General features: G+C 48.4%; 8 protein-coding genes. 7 read left to right on the forward strand and 1 reads right to left on the reverse strand.

What is annotated here, in order from left to right:
• The first annotated feature begins 87 nt into the window (after positions 1-87).
• Together pruA and ACFYU8_RS24620 are read left to right on the forward strand one after the other, a co-directional pair.
• On the forward strand, positions 88-1,635 hold the full coding sequence (gene pruA, locus ACFYU8_RS24615) for an L-glutamate gamma-semialdehyde dehydrogenase (protein WP_390304513.1): 1,548 nt from the start codon (positions 88-90) through the stop codon (positions 1,633-1,635).
• Positions 1,636-1,790: 155 nt separating this feature from the next.
• A complete protein-coding gene (locus tag ACFYU8_RS24620; RefSeq protein ID WP_390304511.1) occupies positions 1,791-2,696 on the forward strand; it encodes an MraY family glycosyltransferase in 906 nt (301 codons plus the stop codon).
• Here ACFYU8_RS24620 and ACFYU8_RS24625 read toward each other — a convergent pair.
• Positions 2,690-3,616: a diguanylate cyclase domain-containing protein gene (locus ACFYU8_RS24625; protein ID WP_390304509.1), complete on the reverse strand. Its 927-nt coding sequence runs from the start codon at positions 3,614-3,616 to the stop codon at positions 2,690-2,692. The two genes, ACFYU8_RS24620 and ACFYU8_RS24625, sit on opposite strands and share 7 nt — an antisense overlap.
• Before the next feature lie 197 nt (positions 3,617-3,813).
• Here ACFYU8_RS24625 and asd point away from each other — a divergent pair, with 197 nt between their 5' ends.
• The 5 genes from asd to ACFYU8_RS24650 all read left to right on the forward strand — a co-directional run bounded on the left by asd (position 3,814) and on the right by ACFYU8_RS24650 (position 10,364).
• The gene (gene asd, locus ACFYU8_RS24630) at positions 3,814-4,659 is read left to right on the forward strand and encodes an archaetidylserine decarboxylase (protein ID WP_390304507.1); all 846 of its coding nucleotides are present in this window, start codon (positions 3,814-3,816) and stop codon (positions 4,657-4,659) included.
• Between the two features lie 683 nt (positions 4,660-5,342).
• Positions 5,343-5,633, forward strand: coding sequence for an Asp-tRNA(Asn)/Glu-tRNA(Gln) amidotransferase subunit GatC (gene gatC, locus ACFYU8_RS24635; RefSeq protein WP_007717539.1), 291 nt, complete (start codon positions 5,343-5,345; stop codon positions 5,631-5,633).
• 32 nt (positions 5,634-5,665) lie between these two features.
• The gene (gene gatA / locus ACFYU8_RS24640) at positions 5,666-7,138 is read left to right on the forward strand and encodes an Asp-tRNA(Asn)/Glu-tRNA(Gln) amidotransferase subunit GatA (protein ID WP_390304505.1); all 1,473 of its coding nucleotides are present in this window, start codon (positions 5,666-5,668) and stop codon (positions 7,136-7,138) included.
• Positions 7,139-7,142: 4 nt separating this feature from the next.
• Positions 7,143-8,579, forward strand: coding sequence for an Asp-tRNA(Asn)/Glu-tRNA(Gln) amidotransferase subunit GatB (gatB, locus tag ACFYU8_RS24645; protein WP_390304503.1), 1,437 nt, complete (start codon positions 7,143-7,145; stop codon positions 8,577-8,579).
• A 135-nt stretch (positions 8,580-8,714) separates the two neighbouring features.
• Entirely contained in the window at positions 8,715-10,364 is a 1,650-nt protein-coding gene (locus tag ACFYU8_RS24650) for a YcdB/YcdC domain-containing protein (protein ID WP_390304501.1), read from the forward strand.
• The last annotated feature ends 121 nt before the right edge of the window (positions 10,365-10,485 follow it).

Here is a 10,485-nt window from a genome sequence, read left to right on the forward strand (position 1 = left end):
AGCTTTTAATTGTTTTGTTGGTATGATCCTTGCATATGTTTTATGAGTGATCCGAACATGGAAGATATCGATAAGGAGGCGTCACAGATGCAAGTGGAATTCAAAAACGAGGCGTTCACCAATTTTAGTCTGCCAGAAAATAAAAAGGCATTTGAAGAAGCGCTCGCTAAGGTAGAAAGTGAGCTTGGCCGTGAGTATGCGCTTATCATCGGCGGCGAACGCATCACAACTGAAAAGAAATCTAGCTCCTTCAACCCTTCTAATAAAGAACAAGTAGTGGGCGTTGTTTCCCAGGCTGACCAAGCACTGGCTGAAAAAGCGATCCAAACAGCTGCTAGCACATTCGAAACATGGAAAAAAGTGCCTGCACAATCGCGTTCCCGCTATCTGTATAAAGCAGCAGCAATCCTGCGTCGCCGCAAGCATGAGTTCTCTGCTTGGCTCGTAAAAGAATCAGGAAAAAGCTGGGCAGAAGCTGACGCTGACACAGCAGAAGCAATCGACTTCATGGAATACTATGGCCGTCAAATGGATAAGCTGTCCCAGCGCCATGACTTGCCACGTATTCCGGATGAGGACAACGAACTGTACTACGTTCCACTTGGCGTAGGTATCGTAATCCCGCCTTGGAACTTCCCTCTGGCGATCATGGCTGGTATGACGACAGCAGCTCTCGTAGCGGGTAACACTGTTGTATTGAAGCCTGCTTCTACCACTCCAGTTATCGCTGCGAAATTCATGGAGATCCTCGAAGACGCTGGCGTACCAGCTGGTGTTGTGAACTTCGCACCAGGTTCCGGTAGCGAAATCGGCGATTACCTCGTAGAACACAACCTGACTCGTTTCATCAGCTTCACAGGCTCCCGTGACGTAGGTCTACGTATCAACGAGCTGGCTGCGAAACACCGTCCAGGTCAAAAATGGATGAAGCGTCTGGTAGCTGAGATGGGCGGTAAAGACTCCATCGTGGTTGACAGCGACAGCGACATCGAATTGGCTGCACAGTCCATCGTGGCTTCTGCATTCGGCTTCTCCGGTCAAAAATGTTCCGCTTGCTCCCGTGCCATCGTTCACCAAGACGTGTACGATCAAGTACTGGGCCGCGTAGTAGAGCTGACAAAACAACTGACTGTAGGCGACATCAGAACCAACGATTTCTACACAGGTCCTGTAGTTGACGAGAAAGCTTACAACAAAATCCTCGAATACATCGAGATCGGTAAAACAGAAGGCAAACTGGTTGCAGGTGGCGAAAAAGGTCCAGAATCCGGCTACTTCATCATGCCAACTGTATTTGCAGATGTAGATCCACAAGCTCGCATCATGCAAGAAGAAATCTTTGGCCCAGTGGTAGCATTCACGAAAGCAAACGATTTCGATCATGCATTGGAAATCGCGAACAACACCGAGTACGGTTTGACTGGCGCTGTCATCAGCCGCAACCGTGAGAACTTGGAGCGCGCTCGCGAAGAGTTCCATGCAGGTAACCTGTACTTCAACCGCAAGTGCACAGGCGCTTTGGTAGGCGTACATCCATTCGGAGGCTTCAACATGTCCGGTACAGACTCCAAAGCGGGTGGACCAGACTACCTCCTGCTCTTCACACAAGCAAAAATGGTTTCCGAAAAACTGTAAGCTTCGTAATAAGAAAGGCTGCCTCTTTTACAGGGGCGGCTTTTTTGTTCCCATTTTGTCCACACTAAAGACAAAATGAAGGGCAAAGCAGGTGAGGGTAGCTGTTTACTTATATCGTGTCAGGACTCTCCTCGTTTTTTGTTGTGTATTTGTTGATGCCAGTAGCGAATTGGCTGGCCTGGAAAACAAAGCTGCTAGATATGCCAAAGGGGAGAAAGGGACATAGTAGACCGATCCCATTATCTGGTGGTTTAGCGATGTTCGTCGGTCTCTTATTGGTGTCAACTTTTTTTGCAGGGGCGCAAAAAACTGTTGCAGTTTTGGCAGTTGGAGGAGCCGTGCTGGTGGCTATTGGATGGGTAGACGATACGTACAAGTCGAAGAAAAAAGAATTTCCCGCACTGCCGAAGCTGATCGTGCAGCTATTGGTAGCCACGATGACATTCCTCATGGATATTCGCTTTCGGGGAATCAATTTGATGTGGTTGGGGGGAGAGGAAGGGACGTATATCTCATTTCCTATCCTTGCTTCCCTGCTGATGACCGTCCTGTGGATTGTTGGCTTGATCAATATGGTAAATTTTTTGGATGGTGTGGACGGACTAGCAGCAGGTGCAACGGTGATTTCAGCGGTAACCTTGTTCTTTTTGTCCATGATCAAAGGTCAGGAATTAACAGCATTATTGGCAGTCGCACTGGCAGGTGCTGCACTCGCTTTTCTCCGCTTTAATTTCTATCCGGCAAAAATGTTTATGGGCGACGCGGGATCGATGTTTTTGGGATTCGCTCTCGGCGTGATCTCATTGGAAGGAACGATGAAAGGGGCAACGCTCATTTCGTTAGTCGTGACTGTGCTAGCAGTAGGCTTGCCCGTCATGGACACTATACAGGTCATCATCAGCCGGCTTTTGGCAGGCTCTCCCATGTACCAAGCGGATCGTCGGCATGTCCATCATCGGCTCCTGTCTAGGGGGCTGTCTACGAAGCAAACCGTCATGATCCTGTATGTGGTGAGCTTGCTGTTCTCCGTCTTGGCTGTGTTTTTGTTTTACAGTCAATAATCAATGGGGTCATAGAAAGAGAATCGATTACGCCCTGTCTTTTTGGCCTGATAAAGTGCTTTGTCTGCATTGCTCAACAGTTGTTCAGCTTCGCTTGCCGATGCCGGGTAGAGGGCAATGCCTATGCTAGTGGAAAACGGAATGGCCCGGTCCTCGATCATCCATGGTTCTTGCGTCGCAAGCAGGATGCGGTTAGCAATTTTTTCAACCTGACCCTCGGAGTGAATGCCAGTCAGGACGATGGCAAATTCGTCTCCACCCAACCGTGCAACGATATCTCCATCTCGAACAGATGACTTGAGGCGTGTAGCCAGCATCTGCAAAAACAGATCCCCTGTGTCATGTCCCCACGTATCGTTGATTTCCTTAAATCGATCACAGTCCAGATAGAGGGCAGCGACTATCTCCTCTTTTGATTGGGCAGCACTCAGAGCTTGACGGAGCTTTTCGGAGAGGAGACGCCTGTTAGGCAATCCAGTGAGCACATCATGATACGCCATATAGGCCAGCTGTGACTCCAGGTTTGTTCGCTCAGTAACATCGCGGGTAATGGAAAATACATGCGTACATACGCCATTACTATCGTAGACAGGAGAAAGAATGGATTCACCAACTATGTCCCCATTGGCGGTAAAGTGGATCGGACTCCCGCTTTTTACTGCCTGTGTGTACATGTGCTGCAATAAGCTGACTTTCTCATGAGGGTAAACGTCTTCCAACGTTTTGCCGTATGCTTCCTCGCACAATTGAGCATTGTGCATAGCGGATGGATTCATCAAGACATAGCGGAACTGATACTCCCCGTCCGCAGCTTGTTCGACAGCCATGAGAAAGAACATGTCCGACATATGGTCGAATAGACTGGTTAGGATATCACCATGTTGACTGACGAGTGTAGTAAAATCGATCTTCTTCACCATAACCGATATCTCCTGATAATGTGTGTTCAAAAAGTCGATTTTTTGAACAACCACTGATAGTTGGCTTGTTAGAATGATTATAGTATAGCAAGACTGTCGAAGAAAATGATGAACCTCTGGTAATAGTGCGGGGTTTACTGGCTGTTAGCAGAAGTGGTAAAGTAAGGGTATTGTTTTTTTACGAAGGAGCATTTCTTATGGGCAAAAAGCTGCTCCCAGGTCTCATCCATCGCTTGCCACAAAACGCGATGTCACGGACTATGGGTAAAATTACCGCTACTCCCTTTAGTCGATTAGCTATTCAACGATACATAAAGCATTATGAAATTGATACGTCCATCATAGAAAAGCCGGTTTCGGAATACCGTACACTGAAGGAGTTTTTTTCGCGTCGTCTTAAGCCTGCCGCGAGACCGATTGCACCTGACACAGATACGATCGTCAGCCCGGTAGATGGAACCGTTTCGCAGTTAGGTGACATTTCCGAAGGGACCTTGATTCAAGCAAAGGGAAAAGAGTTCAGCGTGATTGAGCTGTTGGGCGGTTCGGAGGAAGAGGCCAAGCGTTACTACGGTGGTAAATTTATCACTATTTATTTGAGTCCAAGAGACTACCACCGGATTCATATGCCAGTAGCTGGCGATTTGAGCTGTTACTGCTATTTGCCTGGCAAACTCTATCCAGTCAACCAGCTCGGGATTGAAAACGTAGACCGTTTGTTTGCCCGCAATGAACGCTTGGTAACTCACATCAAAACAGACGACCTGGGCGATATGGCCTTGGTTAAAGTAGGGGCATTGTTTGTAGGCAGCGTGAAGGTCTGCTACAACACAGCTACGACGAACATCAAGCACGGTCGCCAAACTCACGAGAAGATTGCTGGGACACCTCGTTATGAAAAAGGGGCGGAGCTGGGCTGGTTCGAATTTGGATCAACCGTTATTTTGCTATTGGAGTCCAACGAGCTCGATTGGGCAACAGGCGTTGAAAAAGGAAAGCCTCTCTTGATGGGGCAGGCCTTGGCGAAAAAGAAGGCGGAATAGCAAGAGATAACAGACGCACAGTCCAGGGCAAATGCCTTGGGCTTGTTTTTCTTAGTAGTTGAAGTTTTCTAGTAGATGTGGCTGTGGTGGGGAGAAGAATATTTCCAGTCTAGGCTCCAGGCTCCGTCCTGCTGAGGGCTAAGACTGCCCGCTCCGAAGGGATTCGCGGGGAAACGCAAAAGTGGCCCGCTCATCCCTTCTCCGCTTGGTAGGACTCCACAAGTCGCTACGTCTGGAAATATTCTTCTCTGTCGTAACTGAATAGGTTCTTCGTTCTTTCACTTCTATAAAAAACGATTAACTCGGAAAGCTCGTAGAGGAAACAGGAGAAAAAAGCGAAGATCTTTGGTACACCGACCGAGACGGAATGCAAAAAGCGAAACATGTTCTTAAGCGTCCACCTCTGAAATACATCCTGAAAGGACTACTTTGGACGCGGTTTCGCTTTTTGCATGGAGGCGGGCAGTCAATCCCACAGCGGGTGTTCCAAGAAGCTGAGCGTTTTCTCCTGTTTCCTCCCCACCACAACAGCCGAACAAAGTTTTTATTGGTTAATAATCGATCAATATTTTTTTGTCGAGAACATTATTTGTTTCCACTGTTGAAATCCCTGCGAAAATTGACTGAACCTGCTCTTTTCAAGTAAGATCAAAGTTATGTGATACGATTCGGAGGTGGAAAGAATGAGTGCCATTACTCGCAAAGAAGTAGAACACGTAGCTAATTTGGCCCGTTTGCAGCTTACTGAGGAAGAAGCGGAGCGGTACACAAAAGACCTGAATGCGATTCTTGATTTTGCAGCCAAGCTGAATGAGCTCGATACATCCAATATTGAGCCAACTAGCCATGCTACAGACGTGAAAAACGTCATGCGCGAAGACGTAAACAGACCGTCGCTGCCGCGTGAGGACGTGCTGAAAAACGCACCGGATCACGAAGACGGACAGTTTAAAGTACCGGCTGTATTCGAATAACCTACTGGATAACGAGAAGGGAGGAACCCACTGTGTCGCTGTTTGACAAGCGATTGTCTGAGATACATAGCGCCCTGGGCGCAAAAGAACTTTCGGTAACGGATCTGGTGCAGGCTTCCATCGCGAGCATCAAGGAGCATGATGGAGAAATCAAATCCGTCCTGCATGTAGATGAAGAGGGAGCTTTGGCTCATGCCCGTCAATTGGACGAGCGTCTGGTCAAGGGAAATGAGGAGCTGGGTCTTCTCTACGGCTTGCCTGCCGGACTGAAGGACAACCTGGTTACAAAAGACATACGCACCACTTGCGCGAGCAAATTTTTGGCGAACTACGATCCTGTCCACGACGGGACTGCATCCAAAAAGGTGAAGGATGCCGATGCTGTAATTGTTGCGAAGCTGAACATGGACGAGTTTGCGATGGGCGGCTCCAACGAAAATTCCGGCTTTTTCCCAGCGAAAAACCCGTGGAACACCGACTACGTTCCGGGCGGTTCTTCTGGTGGCTCTGCGGCAGCAATGGCTGCCCGTCATTTTTACTTCACACTCGGCTCTGATACAGGTGGCTCCATCCGTCAGCCTGCTGCTTTTTGTGGCGTTGTCGGCTTGAAGCCTACGTATGGACGCGTATCTCGTTTCGGGTTGGTTGCGTTCGCGTCCTCGCTGGATCAAATCGGACCTGTAACGAAAAACGTTGAGGATTCTGCGTATGTGCTGCAAGCGATTGCGGGACATGATGAATATGATTCTACCTCTGCCAATGTGGAAGTTCCGGATTACTTGTCTGCCTTGACTGGCGATGTAAAAGGACTGCGTATCGGAGTACCGAAAGAGTTGATCGGAGAAGGGATTGACCCTGAGGTTCGCGATGCTGTTCTGGCAGCGTTGAAGCAGCTGGAGAGCATGGGTGCTACATGGAGCGAGGTTTCCATGCCACACACGGAATATGCAGTGCCAGCTTACTACCTCTTGTCTTCGTCTGAGGCTTCGTCCAACCTGGCTCGTTTTGACGGCGTACGCTATGGTGTACGTGCAGACAATGCGGCAAACCTGATCGAGCTGTACAAGGAATCCCGCAGCCAAGGCTTTGGTCCAGAAGTGAAGCGCCGTATCATGCTCGGAACCTACGCGCTCTCGTCTGGTTACTACGACGCTTACTACAAAAAGGCTCAGCAGGTGCGTACCCTGATCATTCAGGACTTCAACAACATTTTTGCCGACTACGATGTGATCCTGCATCCAACCACGCCTTCTACGGCTTTCAAAGTAGGCGAAAACGTAGACGATCCGGTGAAAATGTACCTCGAAGATATTTGCACAGTTCCTGTAAACCTGGCGGGACTGCCAGCGATCAGCGTGCCGTGCGGATTCTCCAAAAACGGTCTGCCGATCGGTTTGCAGATCGTAGGTCGTGCATTTGACGAATCCACCGTATTGCGCGTAGCCCATGCGTATGAGCAAACAGCAGGCTTCTACGGGCGCAAACCGGAATGGGTGAGGGGGTAAGAGCATGAGCAAGTACGAAACCGTCATTGGCTTGGAGGTTCACGCCGAGCTATCGACCAACAGTAAAATCTTTTGCGGCTGCCCGACTGAATTTGGTGCACCGCCGAATACACATACATGCCCGATTTGCTTGGGACATCCAGGTGTACTGCCTGTAACGAACAAGCAAGCGGTAGAATTCGCGATGAAAGCAGCACTCGCCCTCAACTGCGAGATTTCCCGCGAGACCAAGTTTGACCGCAAGAACTACTTTTATCCAGATTCGCCAAAAGCGTATCAAATCTCGCAGTTTGACCAGCCGATCGGCTACAATGGCTGGATCGACATCGAAGTAAACGGTGAGACGAAGCGCATTGGCATCACTCGTCTGCATCTGGAAGAAGATGCGGGCAAGCTGACGCACAGTGATTTTGGCGCAGAATCCTTGATTGACTTCAACCGCGTAGGCGTGCCGCTCTTAGAGATCGTCTCCGAGCCAGACATCCGTACGCCAGAAGAAGCGCGTGCGTATTTGGAAAAGCTGAAAGCAATCATTCAATACACGGAAGTATCTGACGTCCGTATGGAACAAGGCTCCTTGCGCTGCGACGCCAACGTTTCGATCCGTCCATACGATCAAGAGGAATTCGGAACCAGAGCAGAGCTGAAAAACATGAACTCCTTCCGCAATGTACAAATGGGGCTAGAGTACGAGGTGTTGCGTCAGTCAGAGATCCTCACTTCTGGTGGTACAGTCGTTCAGGAAACGCGCCGTTGGGACGAAGCGAACAAGAAGACGTTGACGATGCGTTCCAAAGAGGAAGCGCACGACTATCGTTACTTCCCAGACCCTGATCTCGTTCGCATGCAGATTTCCGAGGAGTGGATTGAAGCAGTTCGCGCAACCATTCCAGAGTTGCCAGATGCACGTCAGGCGCGCTATGTGAACGAATTTGGCTTGTCCAAGGATGATGCCGGAGTCATTACGATCTCCAAGGAGACGGCTGATTTCTTTGATGAGACTGTGAAAACAGGAGCAGAGCCGAAGTCAGTAGCGAACTGGCTGATGGTTGACCTGTTGGCACACTTCAACGCCAACAATCTGGTGTTTGCCGATGTGAAAATGACACCAAAAGGCTTGGGTGAGATGATCAAGCTGATCGAGGACGGAACCATTTCCTCCAAAATCGCCAAAACCGTCTTCAAAGAGATGGTCGAGACCGGCAAAGAGCCGAAACAGATCGTCGAAGAAAAAGGACTTGTCCAAATTAGCGATGAAGGCGCTCTGCGTCAAGTCGTCGTCGATGCGGTCAATTCCAACCCGCAAGCCGTGGCAGACTTCAAGTCTGGAAACGAAAAAGCAGCAGCTTTCTTCGTAGGTCAGGTCATGAAGCAAACCAAAGGAAAAGCAAACCCGGGAATGGTAAACAAGTTGATTTCGGAAGTATTGAACAGCCTGTAGGGCACATAGACAAGCAGCACTTTCTTCTTAGGAGGAGAGTGCTGCTTTTTTGTAAACTGAAAAATCGTGTGGAATTATCCGAAAATAAAAGAAGAGATATCAATCCAAACATCATAGCAGATGAGGAGAATCGTGATGAAGCATAAATGGAAGGGTACCGCATTCGTTTTCACAGCGATGCTACTGGGAGCAAGTACACAGGCTTTGGCTGCAACTCCTGAAACGATCATGAAAAGCACAGCATCCACTACGACAAGCGAAGTCAAGCTGCCTGCTGGTGCAGAGAAGGTTGTGGCTACCTTGGAAAAGCTGGAGCCTGGGTTTAAGGTTTTGACGAAACGGTCAGTCGAGGTTGTCGAAAGATATGAAAACCTAGTGAGACTGTATATGGAAAAACCGGACGATGAATACTCGAATGCGACTGTATATTTCGATCGGAAAACCGGAGAGTTGATTAGCCTCGAAGTTTCCATCAACAATGGGAACAAGGGAAAAACGGAAAAAGCAACGGACGAAGTGATCCTGCAACGGGCTGAAACGTTTGTGCAGGAGTTGCTGGGGGCAGATAAAAGAAAATTAACAGGTGCTCCCCAATTATACCAAGCCGAAGAGGACAATAACCCAGATGCCCCCCTCGATGAGGATGCTGTATATCGGTTGATTTATTATCCTGCCTTGCTGAATGGCTTGAAGTTGGACGAAAGCGATTTTGGCATAAGAGTGGTCACGGATTATGCAGGACATCTCGTAGAGTTAACGTTCAATCCTATTGATTTGAAGGGGGCAAGCGTTCCTGATCCGAAAAAAGCTTTGTCACCAGCAGCCATACAAAAGCAAATTTTCACGCCTGACCGTCTTGATTACGGTTATATAGGGGAAGGGAAAGACGGTAAGCCCACTTTGGAGTACATTTTGAGGACGTCTCCTGTTTTTGACGCAATATCGGGCAAGCAGATCGATGGCCAGCGTGGTACCCAGATAGAGGATGGGAAACGCAACGCTACCAATCATAAGAACGTCACGATAAAACCCCAGGCGAAGCCACTCATTGCCAATAGTGCAGAGGAGGCAGAAAAAATCGTAGTAAATTTGTTTGGGGTCGATACGAAGAAGGCTTATTCCCACTATAAAAAGGAAGAGTACGGGGACAATATCGCTCATTATTGGACAGAAGAATATCAAGACAGATTCGCTTCCCTTACCGTTGACAAGTCGACTGGACAGGTTTCCATGGCGAATAATTGGACAATCACGGAAGAGATCCCGGTACCACTGACAGAAGAACAGGCTATGCAAAAAGCGATTGCCTTTATAGAGCCTTATGTGGAAGCAGCGGATTGGCAAGTAGAAATCATTGAACCAGAAAAAGATGCACCATTGGCGGATTGGATGATCAAGCTGTACGAAGAAGAAGGGACGGATGTGGAGTCATCAAATGGACTATACGGTTTTAGCTTTAAACAATTGCACCATGGTGTACCTATCATCGATAACTACTATTGGGTAATGGTCGATGTCGCAACAGGACATGTTGTGCGTATGGAGACATCATTGCCAATCAAGGATCGCACTTATCCTGTACTAAAACCAACTGTGACAGAGCAACAGGCCGCTGAAATATTGGGCAAAAATATACCGTTAGAACTGAGTTATACCTGGACGACTTTTTACGGAGAAAGAGCTCCTTATCTTACACTCGTCTATACCTTGGATACGAGCAAAGGCTGGCCTTACGTAGATGCCATAAGCGGATCGTTCCAATGGAGTGAGTACGAAGAAGAATAGTACGAAAAAGAAGAACCGTCAGCGAAAAGCTTGAACTGCACCCCAATTGTTAGACACAACTAACGATTGGAGGTGCAGTTTTTTCTATGACTAAATTTTCTACAGACGATAAACTATCAGC

Source organism: Brevibacillus sp. NPDC003359, assembly GCF_042878995.1.
Classification (GTDB): domain Bacteria; phylum Bacillota; class Bacilli; order Brevibacillales; family Brevibacillaceae; genus Brevibacillus.

Excerpts from the sequence above, each read along its gene's own strand:
- pruA (WP_390304513.1), top strand. The coding sequence starts at position 88 with ATGCAAGTGGAATTCAAAAACGAGGCGTTCACCAATTTTAGTCTGCCA.
- asd (WP_390304507.1), top strand. The coding sequence starts at position 3,814 with ATGGGCAAAAAGCTGCTCCCAGGTCTCATCCATCGCTTGCCACAAAAC.
- ACFYU8_RS24620 (WP_390304511.1), top strand. The coding sequence starts at position 1,791 with ATGCCAGTAGCGAATTGGCTGGCCTGGAAAACAAAGCTGCTAGATATG.
- ACFYU8_RS24625 (WP_390304509.1), bottom strand. The coding sequence starts at position 3,616 with ATGGTGAAGAAGATCGATTTTACTACACTCGTCAGTCAACATGGTGAT.
- gatC (WP_007717539.1), top strand. The coding sequence starts at position 5,343 with ATGAGTGCCATTACTCGCAAAGAAGTAGAACACGTAGCTAATTTGGCC.
- ACFYU8_RS24650 (WP_390304501.1), top strand. The coding sequence starts at position 8,715 with ATGAAGCATAAATGGAAGGGTACCGCATTCGTTTTCACAGCGATGCTA.
- gatB (WP_390304503.1), top strand. The coding sequence starts at position 7,143 with ATGAGCAAGTACGAAACCGTCATTGGCTTGGAGGTTCACGCCGAGCTA.